This is a genomic window from Streptomyces sp. YGL11-2, assembly GCF_050054615.1.
Lineage (GTDB): Bacteria > Actinomycetota > Actinomycetes > Streptomycetales > Streptomycetaceae > Streptomyces.
This window is the reverse complement of sequence record NZ_JBNHIN010000004.1, coordinates 46,787-66,786: the sequence shown is the minus strand read 5'-3', so window position 1 is coordinate 66,786 and position 20,000 is coordinate 46,787. Positions and strand designations below refer to the sequence as shown.

General features: G+C 72.1%; 20 protein-coding genes and 1 pseudogene. 10 read left to right on the top strand and 11 right to left on the bottom strand.

The features are described from left to right. Nucleotides 1–27 precede the first annotated feature (27 nt). From ACO1BR_RS06630 to ACO1BR_RS06605, 6 genes are all read right to left on the bottom strand, one after another. Nucleotides 28–504, bottom strand: a complete 477-nt coding sequence (locus ACO1BR_RS06630; protein WP_426794066.1) for an SRPBCC family protein — start codon at nucleotides 502–504, stop codon at nucleotides 28–30. 1 nt (nucleotide 505) lies between these two features. Further along, nucleotides 506–769, bottom strand: coding sequence for an acyl carrier protein (locus tag ACO1BR_RS06625; RefSeq protein WP_159505122.1), 264 nt, complete (start codon nucleotides 767–769; stop codon nucleotides 506–508). 13 nt (nucleotides 770–782) lie between these two features. Next, complete coding sequence (locus ACO1BR_RS06620) at nucleotides 783–2,033, bottom strand: beta-ketoacyl synthase N-terminal-like domain-containing protein (RefSeq protein WP_426794065.1); 1,251 nt, start codon at nucleotides 2,031–2,033, stop codon at nucleotides 783–785. Then, a complete protein-coding gene (locus ACO1BR_RS06615; RefSeq protein ID WP_426794064.1) occupies nucleotides 2,030–3,298 on the bottom strand; it encodes a beta-ketoacyl-[acyl-carrier-protein] synthase family protein in 1,269 nt (422 codons plus the stop codon). Before ACO1BR_RS06615 ends, ACO1BR_RS06620 begins: the two co-directional genes overlap by 4 nt. Further along, nucleotides 3,295–3,729 (bottom strand): cupin domain-containing protein, encoded by a 435-nt coding sequence (locus ACO1BR_RS06610; protein WP_426794063.1) that lies wholly within the window; start codon nucleotides 3,727–3,729, stop codon nucleotides 3,295–3,297. The genes ACO1BR_RS06615 and ACO1BR_RS06610 overlap by 4 nt, the downstream gene beginning before the upstream one ends. 66 nt (nucleotides 3,730–3,795) lie before the next feature. Then, a complete protein-coding gene (locus ACO1BR_RS06605; RefSeq protein ID WP_426794062.1) occupies nucleotides 3,796–4,914 on the bottom strand; it encodes a SchA/CurD-like domain-containing protein in 1,119 nt (372 codons plus the stop codon). 270 nt (nucleotides 4,915–5,184) lie between these two features. Here ACO1BR_RS06605 and ACO1BR_RS06600 point away from each other — a divergent pair, with 270 nt between their 5' ends. The 6 genes and pseudogenes from ACO1BR_RS06600 (at nucleotide 5,185) to ACO1BR_RS06575 (ending at nucleotide 9,659) form a co-directional block, all read left to right on the top strand. Then, complete coding sequence (locus ACO1BR_RS06600) at nucleotides 5,185–6,822, top strand: FAD-dependent oxidoreductase (RefSeq protein WP_426794263.1); 1,638 nt, start codon at nucleotides 5,185–5,187, stop codon at nucleotides 6,820–6,822. A 174-nt stretch (nucleotides 6,823–6,996) separates the two neighbouring features. Continuing rightward, nucleotides 6,997–7,302 carry a hypothetical protein gene (locus ACO1BR_RS06595; RefSeq protein ID WP_426794061.1) on the top strand — a complete coding sequence of 102 codons (306 nt, stop codon included), beginning with the start codon at nucleotides 6,997–6,999 and terminating at the stop codon, nucleotides 7,300–7,302. Beyond that, nucleotides 7,262–7,641 (top strand): annotated as a pseudogene (locus tag ACO1BR_RS06590) (glutathione peroxidase); the annotation flags it as partial. The gene ACO1BR_RS06595 and the pseudogene ACO1BR_RS06590, both read left to right, overlap by 41 nt. Before the next feature lie 741 nt (nucleotides 7,642–8,382). Further along, nucleotides 8,383–8,520, top strand: coding sequence for a hypothetical protein (locus ACO1BR_RS06585; RefSeq protein ID WP_426794060.1), 138 nt, complete (start codon nucleotides 8,383–8,385; stop codon nucleotides 8,518–8,520). Nucleotides 8,521–8,936: 416 nt separating this feature from the next. After that, entirely contained in the window at nucleotides 8,937–9,476 is a 540-nt protein-coding gene (locus ACO1BR_RS06580) for a hypothetical protein (protein WP_426794059.1), read from the top strand. Between the two features lie 9 nt (nucleotides 9,477–9,485). Continuing rightward, nucleotides 9,486–9,659, top strand: coding sequence for a hypothetical protein (locus ACO1BR_RS06575; RefSeq protein ID WP_426794058.1), 174 nt, complete (start codon nucleotides 9,486–9,488; stop codon nucleotides 9,657–9,659). Between the two features lie 313 nt (nucleotides 9,660–9,972). Here ACO1BR_RS06575 and ACO1BR_RS06570 read toward each other — a convergent pair whose 3' ends face one another. Then, nucleotides 9,973–10,299, bottom strand: a complete 327-nt coding sequence (locus tag ACO1BR_RS06570; RefSeq protein ID WP_426794057.1) for a hypothetical protein — start codon at nucleotides 10,297–10,299, stop codon at nucleotides 9,973–9,975. Between the two features lie 197 nt (nucleotides 10,300–10,496). Continuing rightward, entirely contained in the window at nucleotides 10,497–10,739 is a 243-nt protein-coding gene (locus tag ACO1BR_RS06565; RefSeq protein WP_426794056.1) for a hypothetical protein, read from the bottom strand. A gap of 329 nt (nucleotides 10,740–11,068) precedes the next feature. On the opposite strand from ACO1BR_RS06565, the gene ACO1BR_RS06560 reads away from it, so the two are divergent. Next, nucleotides 11,069–12,751 (top strand): GAF domain-containing protein, encoded by a 1,683-nt coding sequence (locus tag ACO1BR_RS06560; protein ID WP_426794055.1) that lies wholly within the window; start codon nucleotides 11,069–11,071, stop codon nucleotides 12,749–12,751. Nucleotides 12,752–12,833: 82 nt separating this feature from the next. Here the strand turns inward: ACO1BR_RS06560 and ACO1BR_RS06555 are convergent, their stop codons facing one another. Further along, complete coding sequence (locus ACO1BR_RS06555; RefSeq protein ID WP_426794054.1) at nucleotides 12,834–13,052, bottom strand: hypothetical protein; 219 nt, start codon at nucleotides 13,050–13,052, stop codon at nucleotides 12,834–12,836. Between the two features lie 608 nt (nucleotides 13,053–13,660). Between ACO1BR_RS06555 and ACO1BR_RS06550 the strand changes: the two genes are divergently transcribed. The 3 genes from ACO1BR_RS06550 (at nucleotide 13,661) to lnt (ending at nucleotide 17,768) form a co-directional block, all read left to right on the top strand. Next, nucleotides 13,661–15,631 carry an ABC transporter ATP-binding protein gene (locus tag ACO1BR_RS06550; RefSeq protein WP_426794053.1) on the top strand — a complete coding sequence of 657 codons (1,971 nt, stop codon included), beginning with the start codon at nucleotides 13,661–13,663 and terminating at the stop codon, nucleotides 15,629–15,631. Nucleotides 15,632–15,691: 60 nt separating this feature from the next. Further along, on the top strand, nucleotides 15,692–16,174 hold the full coding sequence (locus tag ACO1BR_RS06545; protein ID WP_426794052.1) for a nuclear transport factor 2 family protein: 483 nt from the start codon (nucleotides 15,692–15,694) through the stop codon (nucleotides 16,172–16,174). Between the two features lie 61 nt (nucleotides 16,175–16,235). Next, nucleotides 16,236–17,768 (top strand): apolipoprotein N-acyltransferase, encoded by a 1,533-nt coding sequence (lnt, locus tag ACO1BR_RS06540; RefSeq protein ID WP_426794051.1) that lies wholly within the window; start codon nucleotides 16,236–16,238, stop codon nucleotides 17,766–17,768. On the opposite strand, the gene ACO1BR_RS06535 is transcribed toward lnt, so the two are convergent. Together ACO1BR_RS06535 and ACO1BR_RS06530 are read right to left on the bottom strand one after the other, a co-directional pair. Then, entirely contained in the window at nucleotides 17,740–18,645 is a 906-nt protein-coding gene (locus ACO1BR_RS06535; protein WP_426794050.1) for a Gfo/Idh/MocA family protein, read from the bottom strand. The genes lnt and ACO1BR_RS06535 overlap by 29 nt on opposite strands. Nucleotides 18,646–18,768: 123 nt before the next feature. Further along, nucleotides 18,769–19,995: an FAD-dependent monooxygenase gene (locus tag ACO1BR_RS06530; RefSeq protein WP_426794049.1), complete on the bottom strand. Its 1,227-nt coding sequence runs from the start codon at nucleotides 19,993–19,995 to the stop codon at nucleotides 18,769–18,771. Nucleotides 19,996–20,000 lie beyond the last annotated feature (5 nt).

Genomic DNA, 20,000 nt, shown 5'->3' with positions numbered 1-20,000 from the left:
GCGGTGCGAACGCGGCCTGGCGGGCCGTCAGTTGACCGGGGCGGCGGAGCGGAGTTCGCGGTCCCGCTGCTCGATCCGGTCCCGGATGAGCTCCATCTGGATCCGGGAGTTGCGGTTGATGTGCTCGGCCATGCCCTTGTCGTCGATCGGGGCCTCGGGCTTCATGGCGAAGTCCTGGGTCCAGTGCATGGACGTACCGCCCGGGATCTCCGTGTACTTCCAGTGGATGTCCATGTGCGCGAAGGGGCCGGTCTCGACGCGGCGGGCGCGGACGGTGAGCGACGCGCGGTCGGCCACCCGCTCCGAGACCCAGCTCCAGACCGTGCCGTTCTCGTCGGGGTGCATGGTCAGCCGGAAGGTGGTCCGGTCGCCGTCCCGCTCCAGCACCTCGACCGAGGCGTACTCGCTGAAGAGGTGGGGCCAGTTCTCCAGGTCGTTGGTCATGTCCCAGACGAGGTCGAGGGGGGCCGCGATGGTGATGTCGTTCTCGGTGTGGCCAGGCATGTCATGCTCCTGTCGTAGGTACCGTGTCGGTGTTGACGAGGTCGAGGAAGGCGCGCGGGGTCCTGGCGCGCTCGGAGTTGTCGGGCAGCGGCCGGCCGAACCGGTTCTCCAGTTCGCCCACGATGCCGAGCATCCCCAGCGAGTCCAGGCCGAACTCGGCGAAGGTCGCGTCGGGCCGACTCGCCATGTCCTGAGGGTCGACGGTCAGCCCGGCGGTCGACTTCATCAGCCCGGCCAGCTCGTCGAGAGTCAGTCGATCGGTCATGGGAATCTCCTTCTCACGAGGGGGACTTGTCGCCCCGGCGCAGCACCATCGCCGCGTTGGAGCCCATCAGTCCCCGGCTCAGCACCAGCGCCGTCCGGAGATCGGCGGAGCGGGGCTTCCCGGTCACCACGTCGAGGTCGTGGCAGACGTCGACGACGTTGGGGGTCGGCGGCACGACGCCGCTCTCCATCGAGAGCACCGCCGCGGCGATGTCCAGGACGGGAGCGCCGCAGTACGCCCGGCCGAAGCCGGTCTTGGGCGCCGTCACCGGGACCCGTGCCGCGTACCCGCCCAGGGCGTCGGCGAGCGCCAGCGCCTCGGCACGGTCGGCCGAGGCCACGCCGAGCGCGTCCGCGAACACGACGTCGATCTCCTCGGGAGCGCACCGCGCCTCCTCCAACGCGCCCTCGATCGCCCGGGACAGTCCCTCCCGGGACTCCTCCCACAGGGCGGCGCCGGTGAAGGTCGCGGCGTGCCCGGCCAGGAACGCCCGGGCCCTGGCGCCCCGCTCCTCGGCCGCCGCCTGCTCCTCGACGACCAGCATCGCGCCGCCCTCGGCGGGCACGAAACCGCAGGCGCCGGTGGTGAACGGACGGTAGGCGCGGATCGGGTCGTCGGACCGGCTCAGGTCCTCGTACCCGAGCTGGCAGACGACCGAGTACGGGGCGAGCGGCGCCTCGGCGGCGCCCACCACCACGGCGGAGGTGCCGCGGCGGATGGTGCGGGAGGCATGCGCCAGCGCGTCCAGCCCGCCCGCCTCGTCGCTGGCCACCACTCCGCACGGCCCCTTGAAGCCGCCCCGGATCGAGATCTGGCCGGTGCTGGCCGCGTAGAACCAGGCGATGGACTGGTACGGGCCGACATGGCGCGAGCCCTGGCCCCACAGGTGCTGCAGTTCCCGCTGGCCGAACTCACCGCCGCCGGAGCCGGCCGCGGTCACCACCCCCACCGCGAACGGCGAACGGTTGTAGTCGGCCCGGCCCAACAGCGCGTCCTCCAGCGCCAGGTTGGCCGCGGCCATCGCGAAGTGCGTGAACCGGTCGGTCTGGACGAGGAAGCGCTCCTCGATCAGCTCGCCCGGGTCGAAGCCGCGCACCTCGCCGGCGACCTTGAGGGGCAGGTCCTCGCACCCTTCGCGGGTAACCGTGTCCAGGACGCTGATGCCCTCCTGGGTGGCCTTCCAGAAGGCTTCGGTGTTCGGCCCGTTGGGGGCGATGACACCGATACCGGTGACGACGGAACGACGTACGTGCGGGGAGATCATCTCGCCCTCCCACCCGGTCGGGTCAGGACCACCGCTGACTGGAACCCGCCGAACCCACTGCCCACCGACAGCACCGACCGCAGCGGCAGTTCGCGCGCCGTCTTCGGTACGTAGTCGAGGTCGCACTCGGGGTCCGGGGTCTCGTAGTTGGCCGTCGGCGGCACCACCTGGTGGGTCAGGGCCAGGACGCACGCGACGATCTCGATCGCCCCGATCGCGCCCAGTGAATGCCCCACCATCGACTTGATCGAGCTCATCGGCACCGTGTAGGCGTGGTCGCCCAGCGACTTCTTGACCGCGGCGGTCTCGTGGCGGTCGTTCTGCTGGGTGCCCGAGCCGTGAGCGTTGACGTAGTCGACCTGGGTGTGGTCGAGCCGCGCATGGGCCAGCGAGCGGTTGATCGCCTCGGCCATCTCCAGACCTTCCTCGGTCAGGCCGGTCATGTGGTAGGCGTTGCCGAAGGTGGCGTACCCCCGTATCTCGCAGTGGACGGTCGCGCCGCGGGCGCGGGCGTGCTCCAGCTCCTCCAGGACGAGGACGGCGCCGCCCTCCCCCATGACGAATCCGTCGCGCCGGGCGTCGAACGGCCGGGAGGCGTGGGCAGGGTCGTCGTTGTTTGCGGAGGTCGCCTTGATGGCGTCGAAACAGGCCACGGTGATCGGCGAGATCGGCGAGTCCGACGCACCGGCGACGCAGACGTCGACCCGGCCCTCCTCGATGGAGTGGAAGGCGTAGCCGATCGCGTCGAGGCCGGAGGTGCAGCCCGTCGAGACGGTCTGCACCGGGCCGTGCGCGCCGATCTGCTCCGCCACCGCCGAGGCCAGCGAACTGGGCGAGAACGCCCGGTGCAGATAGGGCCCGGCGGGGCTGGGGTCCACGTCCCAGCGGCGGCCGGACTCGCTGACCGCGACATAGTCGTGCTCCAGGCGCGTGGTGCCACCGACCGCGGTGCCCAGGGACACCCCGATCCGCCAGGGGTCCTCCTTCCCGGTGTCCAGCCCGGCCTCGCGCATCGCTTCCTCCGCGGCGACCAGCGCGAACTGGATGTACCGGTCCGAACGGCTCACCTGCTCCTCGCTCAGCCCGTGCCGCGCGGGATCGAAGTCGCACTCGGCGGCGATCCGCGAGCGGAACCCGGCCGGGTCGAAGAGGGTGATGCCGCGGGTGGCCGTACGCCCGGAGGACAGCAGGTCCCAGAACGCGGGGACCCCCACGCCGCCCGGGGCGACGACGCCGACGCCGGTGACCGCCACGCGGCGGATCATGACACCGGCTCCGTCCGTTCCGGTGGGGCCGCGGCCGATCCCTCTTCGGTGCCCTCGGTGTCCACGTGCCCGAGTTCGGGGCGCGGCGCCAGCGGGCCGAGGTGGAAGACCATCCGTGCCTCCACGTCCCCGACGTTGCGGAACCGGTGCCGCATGTACGGCGGGATCAGCAGCCCCTGGTCCGGGCGCAGCGGGTGGGTCTCGCCGTCGAGGTCGACTTCGAGCGCGCCCTGGACGACGTACACGAACTCCTCGGAGTACGGGTGGTAGTGCTCGCCGATGCGCTCGCCGGGCTGCACGAGAGCCATGCCCATGAAGCCGCTCGTGGCGCCCACCGCGCTGGGTGTCAGCATGGCGCGCAGATCACCTCCGCGCCGGCGGTTGGGCTGGGTCTCGCTGAGGTCCACGATGCGTGGGCGGTACGTGGTCATGGCTGATTCCTCCAGGGGCGTGGTGCCGGCGGATGGGGATGGTGCGCCCGCGACGGGCGGACGCCGTCAGGCGCCCGGTGCCCAGCGGTCGGTGATGAGGTCCATGTCGGCGCGCGCCAGGAAGTGCGCGAGTTCGCGGTCGTTGGACAGGCCGCCGGCCACATCGGTGTCGAGCAGCCGGCGCAGCACGGCGATCTTGCGGGGACCGCGCGCGCCGAGGGACAGCACGGGGTCGCTCTCGATGGGGACCCGCAGGTCGACGAGTCGGACGACGATGTCGTCGCGCTGGAAGACGGTGCTGCCGTGGATGGGGCACGCCGGGTCGTCGGCGGCCTCCTCGTCCTGACGGGCCAGCATCTTGGCCAGCGTCATACCGCAGCCCTGCTTGGCCGGGTAGAGCAGCGCGTGCCGCCGCACCCGCTCGCGCTGGTGGCCGGCGGCCGCCACGTGGTGCACCGCGGGCAGCGCGGCGCGGGTGAAGAACACCCGGGCGGAGTCGGGGTCTTCGAGGTCCCGGTCCTGCTCCAGGTACGGGTTGAGGGCCTCCTCGACGGCGCGGACCTCGGGCTGCCGGGAGACGTGGCGCAGCGCGGCGACCAGGTCGCCCTGCACCTCGATGGCCCGTACGACGCGGTTGCCGTGCAGGAAGAGGGAGGTGCGGCGCAGCCGGGTGGTGTCGTCGACCCGGGACTCCGGGGAGGTGTACCCGGCGAGGATCTCGGCGACCATCGGCTCGCTGCCCGGCTTCACGGTGAAGGTCAGGGCGTGCCGGACCACTCCGTCACCGACGCGGGGGTCGACCTGGAGCCGGCCCTTGGACGGCTCGGGGGCATGGCCGGCGATGTTCGAGGTCTCGCGCAGAACGCTGAAGCGCAGGGAACGGGTGTCGCGGACGCAGCCGTGCAGCGGCTGGACCATCTTGACGTGCTCCTCGCTGTTGACCCAGGCCAGGAAGGGAGGTGCGCTCTCCCATTCGCTGGTGATCAGCCACTGGGAGGGGTTCTCGATGGACTGGCACAGCTGGTCGGTGAGGTGCCCGGGGACGGACGCCACCTGGTTGCGGAGCTGCTCGTAGGCTTCGAGGAAGCGCTGCTGAGCACCTTCTTGAAGATCCAGCAGAAGTACGACCCGGAGTCGGGAACCGTCGAAGGCGGACTGCGATATTCGTTCCGACAGCGTTGTCATCGTGTACGCATCTCCTCTGGGGCCCGAAGACCCCTGTGGTGCGTCGTCAGTTCCGGTGCAATCCGGGCGACCGGTGCAATCCGGGCGACTGAGCCGGATGGGCGGACCGCCGGCCCGGCGTGTCGCGGGGGCTGTCCGTGTTCGATCGTGGCCAAGACCCACGGTCGGCGCGAGATCTGTGAGCCATGCAGGTGAACCGTGATCGAACAGCCCGCAGGGCGGGCATTCGTGCTCCATCTGCCGTACGCCCCGATGGAGCTGGAGCACGCAATGAACCCCAAGGTCGAGCACCGGGTCCCGGTCCTCATCGTCGGCGGGTCCCTGGTGGGACTGTCCGCCTCACTGTTCCTGGGACGCCTGGGCATCGCCCACACGCTGGTCGAGAAGCACGCGGACACCTCGCGGCATCCGCGCGGCCGGGGGAACAACGTCCGCACCATGGAACTGTTCCGGGTGGCCGGCGCCGAACGGCGGATCCGCGAGGCCGCCTCGGTCCTGTCGGACAACCACGGAATCCTGCAGGCCGGTTCACTGACCGGCGACGACCAGGAGTGGCTGTTCCGGGAGATCGACCCGGGCGGCGGGCTGGCCCGGTTCAGCCCGGCCGGCTGGTGCCTGTGCAGCCAGAACGACCTGGAGCCGGTGCTGGTGCGCTGTGCCCGCGAGCTCGGCGCCGATCTGCGGTTCGCCACCGAGCTGATGTCCTGCGACCAGGACCCGGACGGGGTGACCGCGGTCGTCAAGAACCGCGACACCGGTGAGCACGCCACCCTCCGCGCGGACTACCTGATCGCCGCCGACGGCCCGCGCAGCCCCGTACGGGAGGGCCTCGGCATCGGCCAGACCGGCCCCGGCGACCTCTTCCACAACGTCAGCATCACCTTCCGGGCCCCCGAGCTGGCGGACGCGGTCGGCGACCGCCGCTTCATCGCCTGCTATCTGACGAACCCGGAGGCCGACGGCGCCCTGCTGCCGGTGGACAACCGCGAGCACTGGGTCTTCCACGCCCCCTGGCACCCCGACCGCGGCGAAACCCTGGAGGACTTCACCGACGAGCGGTGCGTCGACCACATCCGGCGGGCAACCGGCGTACCCGGTATGGCGGTTGAGATCACCGGCAAGGCGCCCTGGCACGCGGCGGAGCGGGTGGCGGAGCGGTACGGGGCCGGCCGGATCTTCCTGGCCGGCGACTCGGCCCACGAGATGTCCCCGACGGGGGCGTTCGGCTCCAACACCGGCATCCAGGACGCGCACAACCTCGCCTGGAAGCTCGCCGCCGTACTGGAGGGCGCCGCGGCTCCCGGGCTGCTCGACACGTACGAGGCGGAGCGACAGCCGGTGGCCCGGGCGACCAGCGCCCGCGCCTCGGCCCGGTCCGCCGAGCACAGCCACCCCGGCTACGCGGCGGCCCCGAACGCCGGCGGCGGCCGGCAGCGCGGGGTGCTCACCGTCGCCCTCGGCTACTGCTATCCGCAGGGCGCGGTGATCGGCGCCGACCCCGATCTGCCGGTCGTCCCCGAGCAGATGCGCCTGACGGGCGAGCCCGGCACCCGCGCCCCCCACATGTGGCTGCACGGCGCCGGCGAACGCCGCTCCACCCTGGACCTCTACGAGCGGTCCTTCGTCCTGCTCACCGGCCCCGAGAACGGTGCGGTGTGGCGCGCCGCCGCCGAGAACGCCGCCCGGCACTGGTCGGCGCGCCTGGATCACCACCGTATCGGCGACGGCCCGGACGCCGACCTGTCCCCGGAGGACGGCGCCGACTGGGCCGAGGTCCACGGGACGGCACCGGAGGGCGCGGTGCTGGTGCGTCCCGACGGGTTCGTGGCCTGGCGCGCGGAGGGCCGGGTGGCCGATCCGGAGGGGGCGCTCCGGGAGGTGCTGGGCGGCCTGCTGTGCCGGGAGTGACCCGGTCGGCACAGGCCGCGTGAGGCACCCCAGGAGGACGGGGCCGGCGGGACGGACACGGGCGTCCCGCCGGCCCTGGAACGTATCTTCTGACCGTCACCGGCCCAGGGGCATCTCACGCCGGCACCGGCCCGGTCCCGCAACTCGCGGGGCGATTTGGTGTTGAGTCCGGACATGGACGTCAAGAAGCCCTCGGGCCACCCCTTTCCCCGCATCTCCCTCCCGCACCAGCCACCCCGGCTGCCGCCACCGGTCCCCCGGCGCCCCGCCGAGGAGGACACGCCGATCTTCGACCAGCTCCTCAGGGAGTGGCGGGCCGGCGCACTGCGGCCGGTCGTCTCCTGGCCGATCGACGATCCGGGGAAGTCCCGGCCGGGCACCGCTGTTGGGAACGACGACGACCGCTGCTACCCGCGGAACCGCACCCAGCAGCCCGGCCATGAGTCTGTGCGACATTCCGCTGCACACCCTGACCGGTGAGCCCGCCTCCCTCGCCGACTACGGGGGCAAGGCCCTGCTGGTGGTGAACGTGTCGTCCAAATGCGGGCTGACCTCGCAGTACGCGGGCCTGGATCGCCTCCAACAGCGCTTCCCGGACCGCGGTTTCAGCGTGCTGGGCTTCCCCACCAACCACTTCGCGAGCCAGGAGCCGGGCACCGCTGAGGAGTTCGCCACCTTCTGCCCGACGACGTGCGGCGTCAGCTTCCCGCTGTTCGAGAAGACCGACGTCAACGGCGCGCGGCGGCACCCGCGGTACGCCGCACCGACCGGCACCCCGGACGCCGAGGGGCGTCGGGCGAGGCGCGGTGGAACTTCGATGGTTCCCGCGCACGGGCGACTGACGTCGACGGGGTGCATCGCCGGCTCCGGGTCAGCTCAACCACCCTCACGCCACTGCCTGTCACGCTGAAGCCGTCCGACATGGCCGAGGGCCAGACCTGCTACTGGGCCCGTCTTTCCTGACCCCGGCCACATCGCCTCGCCCACCGGCAAGAAGCATTCCAAGGCGGATCCGGAAACCTAGCCGTTGCTATCCACCGTTTGGGTGATGGTCCCGTGCACGGGACCAAAGCCCGGAACATTCACGTCCCCTCCGTCATCCGCGGGACGCAGATTGCTCGGCTCCACGGTCCGGCTGGTACCTGCGCGCGCACCTTCAACAGCACTGGCCGAACCGACGACGCCGAGAACAGCGGCGCCAGCGATTGCCATTGCGGCAATGACGTTACGGACGCACATAGTTCCTCCTGGAATTCGCGATCGGTGATTTACCGAAACCTGCCTTGACCGAGCGCCCAAGGTCCATGCCGCGCGCACTGGAGCTTCAGCCGTACAGGCGACCGCGCATGCCCGCCTCATGGCGCCCAGCGCCAAGGAACTCTTCACTCACCACGCCCGCGCGCTGCTGCGCCGGGCGTTTTCTCATGCCAGGAAGGCACACACCACAGACCGTTAGAGGCTTCGACGTCTCCTCGTACCAGGGGATGGCGCATCACAGCTCGCGACCCCGGCGGCGTCGCCCTCGAACTGGATCACCTCCGCGGCGCCGTCGACAAAGGGTTGGCCCGCGCCGACGGCTCCGTCGCCCTCCTCGCCCAGCGCTCCGACCAGATCGACCGACAACTCGCCGACCACGAACAGCGACTCGACAACCTCGAACGGGCCCGCCGGCCACTCCCGGGATGGTCTCCCTGGTAGCCGTCATCGGACTGCTGCCAACCGTCTGGCAGGCCACCAGCACCCGCCACATGGTGCGGAGGAGCATGAAGAGGCCATCTCAATTGGCAAGTCTGCGGCAGCAGATGACGCCATTCGGCGCCGTGCTCCCGGTCAGCCTGCGCTCGGGACCTCCAGCACATGAGGCTTCCGCTGCATCCCGGCCGGCGCCTTCGCCGGCTCCGGGCAGGGCGTTGGGACGGAGTGTCTGCGCCTGTCGCGGCAAGTCGATGCCCCGACCTGCTCGGGGTGGAGGACGGCTCCCGGACGGCCACTCGTCGGCGACGGCCAAGGACGCGGCGCGTCGCTCAGTGACTGCGTCATATTTCGCATTAGCCTCCTATGACTGTACGAAGTCGCTATATCACGGATTGTATCCTTCGACCACCGGAGAAGAAATGCGCAAGCTTCAGAAGGCCGCCGTCGCGACCGTCGCCCTCGGCAGCTTCGGCTTCCTCGGCGCGGGCATCGCCTACGCCACCAGCGGGAGCGGCGGCACCGATTTCGACGTCAAACAGCGAAACTCGTGCCGGTCGAACGACGCCGATGTCGACGCTCTCGGCGAGGTCGGGATCGCCAACGGCCTGGCGGGCAACGCGATCGGCGGTGAGGGCACCCCAGGTGGGCAGAGCACCAGGGTGGGCTCGTCCATGAGCTGCGTCAACAGCGTCGCCCTCAAGGGAAGCAAGGGCGGCGACGAGAGCAAGGGCGGAGGTTCGGAGGGCAGGGAGAGCAACGGAGGCAGGGGAGGCGACGCACACAAGGGCGGAGGCTCAGAGGGCAGAGAAGGCAACGGAGGCAGGGAAGATAAGGAAGGCGGGGAGAGCGCACAAGGCGGGGCGACGCCGGTACGCACGGACGGCGGGGAACAGCGGGGTGCGACACCTGGGCCCGGTCTCCGCTACACGGTCCGGACGGAGACCCTTACGACCTCTTAGGACCGGGTCGTGGGAGTCCGCTCAACCCTCCGTCGGAACGAAAGGCCGCCGGCCGGGCCACTCGCCGACCTCGACAACCACCTCGACGCCGTCGAACGGCGCCGCTGGCCCCTTCCCAGCAGCGCCGCTCTGGTCGGCGTCGTCGGCCTGGTGATGACCGTCCGGCAGGCCGCCGCCCACTGACATCGCCCGGTAACAAATGCGCCCTGCTCACGGCCTATCGCTGCGAGCACGGCGCGTTTGTCGTGAGGGAAGTAGCGGCTCACGAAGAGGCCGTGCAGGGCCGCGAGAACGAGCAGCGAGAGGCGCAGCCCTGACGGTTGGCCTGGCAATAGCGACCGTCTTCGACGGCCTGGACGTGCTCGGTCTCTGGGTCGGCGTGATGCTGCTCCCGTCGCACGTCGTCTGATTCCGAATCGTGCTGCCGAGACCCTGCGCCGCCACGCCCCTAGCCCCGTCCCGACTTGAAGGAGGGGCTAGCAGGCAAGGGCATGGATCAGCACCCGGAAACCATGCTGGGAGAGACTTCGCCCTTGTCACTCATGATTGAGGTGTGCGCGTCGATATAGCCTGAACCGCCATCGTAGGAGATCTCGTACATCCCGCCGGTGTAGCACTCGACTGTCACCGGCGCCAACGTGGTGAGTTCAGCGGTCGGTTGTTGCCCTACTGGATTTGCGCTCGGCCAGACAGCGACCTTGTCGTAGTTTCCGATCTTGCCGTCCAGGCCACCGCAACCCGCCAGTGCTGCCATACCAAGCGCCACACCGATCACCGACGTCACAATACGTTTCCTGGGCCACAATTCCGTTTCCCCCGTCATGAGAATCCGTCAGATGCATTGCAGCGGAAGACAATTCTCGGCTCCCCGAGCGCCAGACGACAAGAGTCAGACCGCGTACGTGTCCGGGCATCGGGATTCCGCATGTCGCGGTTCAGTGACCCTTGTGGGGTGTACGTGAGCGCCCCAGAGGATGCGACTCGGAAAAGCTTGCACCCGGGATCCGCAGACGCACAGAGCTACTGCGGCCCCTCGGCATCCCTCCGGCTGGACACCGCAGTCCTCGCGATCACCGACAGGGTCAGTTCCCGCTCCTCGTCAACGACGAGCCAGCCCTTCTCCAGAAGCGATTGCAGCAGCGGACGGACCTCGCCTCCCAGCTCTTCCGCCAGTTCGTCATCCGTGGGAGAGCGGCCGGCCCGGAGGAGAGCGGCCACGTGATGGACGAGCGCTTCCTCCGCGGCGGTGATGTTGAAGTCCATGGCGTGAAAGTATGCGCGCCCCTGGCGTGCAGCCCCCCGAAGCCCCGCGGCGCGTGGTGGTCGGAGCCTCTGACTCCCTGGCCCGGCTAAGTCAGCTCAGCGAGCCGACCCGCCCCGGCCCCCGGCTCGCTGCGCCCGAGCCTCCGCGGACACCGCGATCGTCGCGCCCCGCTTGCCCTACGGCACGCCGCTGACCTCGGACAACGCCATCCGGCTGCGCTGGCCCGGGCCGTCGGAAACTGCCGCACCGTAACCGTACGAATGCCGTTCTTCGGGCTCGAACTAGACTGTTCGAACGAGCCCGATGCGTCCGACCAGAAGCCGAACGAATGCCGCAGTCCGCAGAGCACCCCGAGCCCGCCGCCCCGCACGACGAACCCGCGTCGGCGGCGGATCTCGCGGAGCGCACCGCACGGAGCCTGCGCGATCTGGCCGGCGGCCCGATCTCCCGGCTTCCGCAGCTGCTGGAGGCGATGGTCACCGTCGGCTCCGACCTGGACGTCCACCACGCGCTGGACCGGATCGCGGAGACCGCCGCCTCGCTCACCGGCGCCCGTTATGCCGCCGTGGGCGTCCTCAACGAGGAGGGCGACGGGCTGCGCGATCTCGTCACCCACGGCATCTCCCCCGAGGAGGCGCAGCGGATCGGACGCCTCCCGGACGGCCACAGCGGGATCATCGGCGCGCTGCTGCACGGCGCGGAGGCGGTCCGGATCACCGACGTCCGCAACGATCCGCGCACCTGCGGCACGCTCCCCGAGGGGCATCCGCCGATCCGCTCGTTCCTCGGCGTCCCGATCCAGGTGCAGGGCGAGCTGTTCGGCAATCTCTATCTGGCCGGGAAACCGGACGACGGGGAGTTCAGTGAGGTCGACTTCCATCTGGCGCGGGTGCTGGCCACCGAGGCCGGTATCGCCATGGGCAACGCCCGGATGCACGCAGCCGCCCGGCAGCGCCGGCACTGGATCGACGGCGCCGCGTCGCTCACCACGGCCCTGCTGGCCGGTCCCGAGACCCACTCCACGACGGAGCACGCGCTCACCGTCGTCGCCGAGAAGGGCCGGGAGCTCGCCGAGGCGGCGACCGGGGCGGTGCTGCTGCCGCACCCCGACGGCGGGATGGAGGTCGTGGCGATCTCCACGGTGCTGTCGGATGCCGTCCGGACCGAGGCGTTCGGCGGCACGATCCCGCCGGAGAGCCCGGTCCTGCACCAGATACACGCCGGACTCGCGGTCTTCTCCGACGACTTCGCCGGCGACCCCCGCTCGATCTCCCCGCTGTCCCGCCACTACGGCCCGACGATGCTGCTGCCGCTGCGCAGCAACGGGCGGGTGCTGGGCGCGCTGGCGCTGTGCCGGATGTCCGACGACCGGCGCTTCACGCATTCAGAGCGGACCCTGGGTACCCAGTTCGCGGCCCAGGCCGCGCTCGCCCTCGTGCTCGCCGACCGCCACCGCGACCGGCGACGGCTCGCGGTCTACGAGGACCGCGACCGGATAGCGCGCGATCTGCACGACCTGGTCATCCAGCGGCTGTTCGCCACCGGCATGATGCTGGAGAGCACCCAGCGGCGGGCCGTCGTCCCCGAGGTCCGGGAGAGCGTCGTCCAGGCCGTCGACGAGCTGGACGCGACGATCCAGGAGATCCGCACCGCGATCTTCGCGCTCCAGCAAGGGCCGCCGGAGGCACCACCGGGGCTCCGCACCCGTGTGCTGCGGGAGGCCCGCGCGGCCACCGGGGCGCTGGGCGGCCGGCCGTCCGTGCAGTTCGTGGGACCGGTGGACGCCCGGATCGGCGAGGAGACCGGACGGGCCCTGGTGAAGGCGCTGCGCGAAGCCCTGGCCGGGATGGCGGAACGGGCCGGGAAACCCGAGGAGGCCGGGTCGGCGGCACCGGCCCGGATCGTGGTGGACGCCACCGCCGCGCTGGCCGACGGCCGCGACGGCGTACGGCTGACGGTGGCGCGCGGGGACGGTGCCGGTGAGCCGGTGGTGTGGGAACGGCCGCTGTAGGCACGGCCGTTCGACCCTACGCCCCGCGCCTCTCGGGGCACGGTGGGCAGTGGCGCGCGGTCCACGGCGGCGCTCCCCTTCCCTACTCGGTGCGGCGCACGAACGGCAGGTCCCGGGCCGCCACCGCTGCGCGCGGGCCCGCCGCCCGTAGCACGGTGTCCAGCGCCGCCTCCGGATCCGCGGTGTAACGGCCATTCGCCCAGGCCGCGTTGGCCTCGACGACCACCCAACGGCCTCCCGTGGGGCCGATGTCGGAGACCAGGACGACGGTGCCGGGGTCGACGGCGTCGGGGCCGGGCACCCGGTGCCGTCGGCGTAGGCCATGGCCCGGATGCCCTTGTCGTGGGGCGACTTGGCGAAGACCGGGCGGCGCGGAGCGTAGGCGTCGCGGATCGTGAGCGGGCGGATCGTGAGCGCGCGGATCTCGTGGCGTACGAGGGCACGGGGCAGTTCGGCGAGGCAGTGCGGGGGTGCTTCGAGCGGGGCGATGTCCAGGGGGGTCGGCGACGGCGTCGGCGAAGGCCGGTCCGGCGTGCAGATGGGTGGCGCGCAGTCCATCGGGGACGGAGAAGGTGGGGAGTTGGACGGTGCGCAGGCCCCCGCCGGCGGGCGGTGTCGCGGTGCTCGGTGTTCGGTGGCGGTGGTGGTGGCGAAGGCGGAGACGGTCAGGCGCGGTGGCAGCAGCAGTGTCGCGGCTCCGGCCGCCGTCGTTCCGCCGGTGTCCGCGGTGCCGCCGCGGTCGCCCCCGCGTGGCACGGCGGTCATCGTAGTGAGGGGGTGGCAGGGCGCCCTCAGGGGTGATCGATCCGGAATTCCTTGACCTCAAGATTGGTTTAGGTTCTAGGTTCTTTCTTGTCGCCGGTCACGCACGGCGATCCCGTGACGACCCCGGCAATCAGGAGGCCCGCGATGGACATGGAAGTCACCGCCTGGCGTTCACTGCACAGCACGATGACCGCACAGCAGGGCAGGCGCCGCTTCTCCCGCGGGGCGCTGCGCCGTATCACGGCCTTCGCCCGCCCGCACCGCCGCAAGCTCGGCTGGTTCCTGGTGCTCAGCACGGTCACCGCGATGCTCGCGGTCGCCACCCCGCTGCTCGCCGGGCGGGTGGTGGACGCGATCGTCGGGGGCCGCTCGGCCGGTCTGGTCCTGGGGCTCTCCGGGCTGATCGCGGCCATCGCGCTCGCCGAGGCGGGCCTGGGGCTGCTGACCCGCTGGCTGTCGGCGAGCATCGGTGAGGGGCTGATCCTGGACCTGCGGACCACGGTCTACGACCACGTCCAGCGGATGCCGATCGCGTTCTTCACCCGGACCCGCACCGGGGCGCTGGTCAGCCGGCTCAACAACGATGTGATCGGCGCCCAGCGGGCGTTCAGCGACACCCTCTCCGGGGTCGTCAGCAACATCGTGACGCTGCTGCTCACCCTCGCGGTGATGCTCAGCCTGTCCTGGCAGATCACGCTGATCGCGCTGGTGCTGCTGCCGGTGTTCGTGCTGCCCGCCCGCAGGGTCGGCCGGCGGCTGGCGGATCTGCGGCGGGAGGGCGCCGACCACAACGCCGCGATGGGCACCCAGATGACCGAGCGGTTCTCCGCGCCGGGCGCCACGCTGGTCAAGCTGATGGGCCGGCCGTCCCGTGAGTCCGCCGAATTCGCCGCCCGGGCTCGGCGGGTGCGCGACATCGGCGTCCGCTCGGCGATGGTGCAGACGTACTTCGTCACCGCGCTCACCCTGGTCTCCGCACTGGCTCTGGCCGTGGTCTACGGCCTGGGCGGGTTCCTGGCACTGCGCGGGCAGCTGGCGGCCGGCTCGATCGTCTCGCTGGCGCTGCTGCTCACCCGGCTCTACGCCCCGCTGACCGCGCTCTCCGGCGCGCACATCGAGGTGATGAGCGCGCTGGTCAGCTTCGAGCGGGTCTTCGAGGTGCTGGACCTCAAGCCGCTGATCACCGAGAGGCCGGACGCCCGCGACGTTCCCGAGGGCCCGGTGTCGGTGGAGTTCGACTCCGTCCACTTCGGCTATCCCTCCGCGGACAAGGTCTCGCTGGCCTCCCTGGAGGAGGTCGCCACCCTCGACACCCGGGGCGGCGAAGAGGTCCTGCACGGCATCTCGTTCCGCGCCGAACCCGGCCAGATGGTCGCCCTGGTCGGCTCCTCGGGTGCCGGAAAGTCGACCATCGCCCAGCTGCTGCCGCGGCTGTACGACACCGACTCCGGGGCGGTCCGGCTGGCCGGCGAGGACGTCCGCGAGCTGACCGCCGCCTCGCTGCGCGACACCCTCGGCATGGTCACCCAGGACGGTCACCTCTTCCACGAATCCATCCGGCAGAACCTGCTGCTGGCCAAGCCGGAGGCGGCCGACGACGAGCTGTGGGACGCGCTGCGCCGCGCCCGTCTGGACGCGCTGATCGCCTCGCTGCCCGACGGCCTGGACACCGTCGTCGGCGAGCGCGGCTACCGCCTCTCCGGCGGCGAACGGCAGCGGCTGACCATCGCCCGGCTGCTGCTCGCCCACCCGCGGGTGGTGATCCTGGACGAGGCGACCGCCCACCTGGACAACACCTCCGAGGCGGCCGTCCAGGAGGCGCTGACCGAGGCGCTCGACGGGCGGACCGCGCTGGTGATCGCCCACCGGCTGTCGACCGTACGGGCCGCCGACCTGATCCTGGTCGTCGAGGGCGGCCGGATCGTCGAGCGGGGCACCCACGAGACGCTGCTGGCGCAGGACGGGCGGTACGCGGAGCTGTACCGCACGCAGTTCGCCGCCGCGGAGGCCGGCGCCACGAGCCCGGCCGGCTCCCCGGTGACCGTCGACTCCCCGGTGGACACCGCGCCGGAAGCCGGTCCGGACCTGGTCACCGGGGCACCGCTGGTCAACTGACGGCGCACCGGATGGCCCCCGCCCCTTGGCGGGGGCCTCCGCATGCCGAAAACTGAGGCGATGACGCAGCGCGCGGAACACTCGACCGTCATGGACCGCCTCGCGATCGACGACCTGGTCACCGGCTACGCCACCAGCGTGGACGACGGCGACTGGCCGGGCTACCTGGCCCTGTTCAGCCGGGACGGCCGGGCTGACTACCGCTCGGCGGGCGGCATCGAAGGCACCGTGGAGGAGGTCGCGGTCTGGCTCGCCCAGATGTTGCGCCTCTTCGCCATACGGCAGCACCTGATCGTCAACCGCCGCATCACCTTCGCCTCGCGGGACGGCTCCCCCGCCGACACCGCCACCGTCCAGGCCGACTACCTCAACCCGATGCGGGTGGCCGATCCCGACCCGGACGCCGCGGGCCCCACCGCCCCCGACTACACCTGCGGGGGCCGCTACCACTTCACGGCCCGCCGCACCCCCGATGGCTGGCGGCTGACCGGCGTCGTGGTGCACGAGAAGTGGCGGGAGGTGCTGACGCCTGACCACGCTTGACGGTGACAGCACATCACGGCGAGAGGTTCACCGCGGCAGCGACAGGCGACAGGGAGCGCAGATGGACACACCGCCCGGCGGCACGGTGCCCCGGTCCCGATCCCTCTGGGCGCGGGGCCCGGCCGCGGCGCTCGCGGGGGCGCTGCCGGCCCTCGCCTTCCCCGAGCCGTCCTGGTGGTGGTTCGCGTACGTCGCCCTCGTGCCGTGGTTGCTGCTGGTGCGTTCCGCGGCGACGCCGCGCCGGGCGGCGCTCTACGGATGGCTGGGCGGCGCCGGGTTCATGCTGGCGGTGCACCACTGGCTGCTGCCGAGCCTGCACGTCTTCATCCTCGTCCTGGCGCTGCTGCTCGGGGCGCTGTGGGCGCCCTGGGGGCTGCTGGTGCGGGCCCTGCTGGCCGGCACACCCGGGGCGGGGCGCTGCGCCGCGGCCCTGGTCCTGGTGCCGTCCGGCTGGCTGATGGTCGAACTGGTCCGCTCCTGGCAGTACTTGGGAGGACCATGGGGGCTGCTCGGCGCCAGCCAGTGGCAGGTGCCGCCCGCGCTCCGGCTGGCGTCGCTCGGCGGCGTATGGCTGCTGAGCCTGCTCATCGTGGCCGTGAACACCGCGTTGGCCGAGCTGATCGCCCTGCGCACCGCCCGGCTGCCCGCCGTCGCCGGACTGCTGGGGTGCGCCCTGGCGGGCACCGCTGCCTGGTACGGGGCGCCGCTTCCCCGGCCCGCCGGCACGGTCCGCATCGCGGTCGTCCAGCCGGGCCTCGGCGGCACGCCGACCCAGCGCCTGGCCCGCAGCGAAGCGCTCACCGGTGCGCTGGCGGGCCGTGGGGTGCGCCTGGTCGTCTGGGGCGAGAGCAGCCTCTACCAGGACCCGGCGGACCATCCCGTACTGGCCGGGCACCTGGCCGCGCTCGCCCGCCGGACCGGCGCCGACCTCCTCGTCAACGCCGACGCGACGAACGCCGACGGCCCCGGCATCTACAAGAGCGCGGTGCTCATCGGCCCGCGCGGACCGACCGGCGACCGCTACTCCAAGATGCGGCTGGTCCCGTTCGGCGAGTACATACCCGCCCGCTCGGTCCTCGGCTGGGCCACCCACGTCGGCAAGGCCGCCGCCACCGACCGCAAACGCGGCACCCACCAGGTCGTGATGCCGATCCCCACCGCGGGCGGGCTGCGGATCGGCCCCCTGGTCTGCTTCGAGACGGCCTTCCCCGACATGAGCCGGCACCTGGCCCGGGACGGCGCACAGGTGCTGGTCGCCCAGTCCTCGACCTCGACCTTCCAGGACAGCTGGGCCCCCGCCCAGCACGCGTCGCTCGCCGCGCTCCGCGCCGCGGAGACCTGGCGCCCCATGGTCCACGCCACCCTCACCGGCGTCAGCGCGGTCCACGGGCCCCGGGGCGAGCAGATCGGCGCACGCCTCGGCACGGACCAAAGCACGGCCGCCGTCTACGTTCTGCCCCTGGCCACCGGCACCAGCCCGTACACCCGTTTCGGCGACTGGGCGGTGTACGGGGCGATCGCCGCGCTGCTGCTCTTCGGCGCCCGGTCCGCCGTCCGGGCCCGCGTCAGGCGGACTGCGCGACCGCTTCCCTGACCACCCGCTCGCACAGCTCATGAGTCCGCAGCGCGTCCTGGGCGGACACCCGCCGCCCGGCGCGTACGTCGTCCAGGAACGCCTGCACGATCTGCTCGATCCCCCGCTGGCGGGCCACCGGGACCCAGTCACCGCGGCGCCGGATGGTGGGCTGCCCCTTGTGGTCGACGACCTCGGCCAGGTTGACCACAAGGCGCCGGGTGTCCTGACCGGAGATGTCCAGCAACTCCTCGGTGGAGCCGCTGAGGCGGTTCATCGTGCCGATGGCCGTGAACCCGTCACCGGAGAGCTGGAGCACGACATGCTCCATCAGCCCGTGGCGCACCCTGGCCCGCACATCGATGTGGTCGATGTCGCCCGGCACCAGGAACCGCAGCGTGTCGACGACGTGGATGAAGTCGTCGAGAACCGTCGTGCGCGGGTCCTCGGCCATCCCGACGCGGTTCTTCTGCATCAGGATCAGATCGCGCGGGTGCTCCCGGCACTGCGCGTACCCCGGCGCGAAGCGGCGGTTGAAGCCGACCGCGAGCCCCACCCCGCGGTCCTCGGCGAGCTGGACGATCCGCCGGGTGTCGGCGATGTCGTAGGCGATCGGCTTGTCCACGTAGGTCGGCACGCCGGCCTCGACCAGCCGGGTCACGATCTCGGGGTGCGCCACGGTCGCGGCGTGCACGAAGGCGGCGTCCAGGCCGACGCCGAGCAGCCTGTCCAGGTCCGTGTGCAGCTGCCGCCCGGTCAGCCGGTAGGTGTCGCCGACCCGTTGGAGGGTGGCCGGGTTCCGGGTCTGGAGATGCAGTTCGAGCCCCGGCCGGGTGCCCAGTACGGGCAGATACGCCTTCTGCGCGATGTCGCCGAGCCCGATGCAGCCGACCTTCACTCGCTCTCCTCTGATGCGTCTCGGGGGTGGTGCCGGTGTGGCGTGCCGGGGTGCGGTCCCGCCGGCCGGATGGCACCTGCGTACGCACCCCGGCCCACCGCACCGCACGCCGTACCGGAAAGCCTACGGGGCCGCCGGCGGACGCCAGTCGGCGATGCCGTCGAGGCCGCGCAGCACGAGGTCCGGTGCCAGCCGGGCGGTGGCCGCCATCGCCGCGCCGCGCAGCACGCAGGCGGGCCGGGAGCGCCAGGTCGTGAGCCTGCCGATCCGCTCGGCACGGCGTACCACGTCCATGGTGCGCGGCAGCCGCTGCCCGGTGTACGCGGCGAGTGCGGCGGACAGATCCGCGTCCGGGGCGGCCTCGTGGGAGAGGACGACGGCGTCCTCGATGGCCTGGCAGCCGCCCTGGCCGAGGTTGGGCGTCATCGGGTGGACGGCGTCGCCGAGCAGCGCCACCCGGCCCCGGTGGAAGGCGGGCGGTGCGGCAGCCGCGGTGTGCACGTCGTTCCGGAGCACCGCGGCCGGGTCGACGGCGGCCAGCAGGTCGGGCACGGGGCGGTGCCAGTCGCCGAACCGGTGCAGGAGTTCGGTCCGCTGATCGGCGTCGGTCCGCTCACCCGGCGGGACGGCGGCGGTGGCATAGGCGTAGACCCGTCCGTCGTGCAGCGGCACGGAACCCCAGACGCCGCCGGGGCCCCAGGTCTCGTGCGCGGCGTAGCGGCTCCCGGCGGTGGCGGCGGGGGCCGGGACGACGAAACGCCAGGCGGTGAAACCGGCGTAGCGGGGCTCGGGGTGACCGGGGAAGAGCGTGCGGCGGACGGCCGAGTGGATCCCGTCGGCGGCGACGACGAGGTCGGCGGTCAGCTCCTCGGCGCGGCCCTCGGAGGCGGTCCCCCCGCCCTCGGGCTCCGTCGTCCGGACGCGGGCCGGGCGGTCGTCCCGCAGCGGATCGCCCTCGTCCACGAGGTGGGCCCGGGCACCGGTCCGTACGGTGCCGCCGGGCAGCCGCGCGGTCAGCAGCGCGACCAGGTCGGCGCGGTGCGCGACCACGACCGGGCCGCCGAACCGCCGGACCGCCGCGGCGTTGTCCGTACGGGCCAGCAGCCGCCCGCTGGGCAGCCGCAGCTCGCCGGCCCGCTGCGAGGCGGCCATCGCGCGGACCGCGTCGCCCGCGCCGACGGTGTCCAGTGCGCGCTGGGCGTTGGGGGCGAGCCCGATGCCCGCGCCCACCGGCTCCAGAGCGGCGGCCCGCTCCAGGACGGTGACCGACCAGCCGCGGTGGTCCAGTGCCACCGCGGCGGTCAGCCCGCCGATGCCGCCGCCGATCACGATCGCGGTCCGCTGCCGCATGTCGC

Excerpts from the sequence above, each read along its gene's own strand:
- ACO1BR_RS06570 (WP_426794057.1), bottom strand. The coding sequence starts at position 10,299 with ATGACGGGGGAAACGGAATTGTGGCCCAGGAAACGTATTGTGACGTCG.
- ACO1BR_RS06560 (WP_426794055.1), top strand. The coding sequence starts at position 11,069 with ATGCCGCAGTCCGCAGAGCACCCCGAGCCCGCCGCCCCGCACGACGAA.
- lnt (WP_426794051.1), top strand. The coding sequence starts at position 16,236 with ATGGACACACCGCCCGGCGGCACGGTGCCCCGGTCCCGATCCCTCTGG.
- ACO1BR_RS06620 (WP_426794065.1), bottom strand. The coding sequence starts at position 2,033 with ATGATCTCCCCGCACGTACGTCGTTCCGTCGTCACCGGTATCGGTGTC.
- ACO1BR_RS06630 (WP_426794066.1), bottom strand. The coding sequence starts at position 504 with ATGCCTGGCCACACCGAGAACGACATCACCATCGCGGCCCCCCTCGAC.
- ACO1BR_RS06595 (WP_426794061.1), top strand. The coding sequence starts at position 6,997 with ATGGACGTCAAGAAGCCCTCGGGCCACCCCTTTCCCCGCATCTCCCTC.
- ACO1BR_RS06610 (WP_426794063.1), bottom strand. The coding sequence starts at position 3,729 with ATGACCACGTACCGCCCACGCATCGTGGACCTCAGCGAGACCCAGCCC.
- ACO1BR_RS06615 (WP_426794064.1), bottom strand. The coding sequence starts at position 3,298 with ATGATCCGCCGCGTGGCGGTCACCGGCGTCGGCGTCGTCGCCCCGGGC.
- ACO1BR_RS06625 (WP_159505122.1), bottom strand. The coding sequence starts at position 769 with ATGACCGATCGACTGACTCTCGACGAGCTGGCCGGGCTGATGAAGTCG.
- ACO1BR_RS06580 (WP_426794059.1), top strand. The coding sequence starts at position 8,937 with ATGCGCAAGCTTCAGAAGGCCGCCGTCGCGACCGTCGCCCTCGGCAGC.
- ACO1BR_RS06565 (WP_426794056.1), bottom strand. The coding sequence starts at position 10,739 with ATGGACTTCAACATCACCGCCGCGGAGGAAGCGCTCGTCCATCACGTG.
- ACO1BR_RS06545 (WP_426794052.1), top strand. The coding sequence starts at position 15,692 with ATGACGCAGCGCGCGGAACACTCGACCGTCATGGACCGCCTCGCGATC.
- ACO1BR_RS06600 (WP_426794263.1), top strand. The coding sequence starts at position 5,185 with ATGAACCCCAAGGTCGAGCACCGGGTCCCGGTCCTCATCGTCGGCGGG.
- ACO1BR_RS06605 (WP_426794062.1), bottom strand. The coding sequence starts at position 4,914 with ATGACAACGCTGTCGGAACGAATATCGCAGTCCGCCTTCGACGGTTCC.
- ACO1BR_RS06550 (WP_426794053.1), top strand. The coding sequence starts at position 13,661 with ATGGACATGGAAGTCACCGCCTGGCGTTCACTGCACAGCACGATGACC.
- ACO1BR_RS06530 (WP_426794049.1), bottom strand. The coding sequence starts at position 19,995 with ATGCGGCAGCGGACCGCGATCGTGATCGGCGGCGGCATCGGCGGGCTG.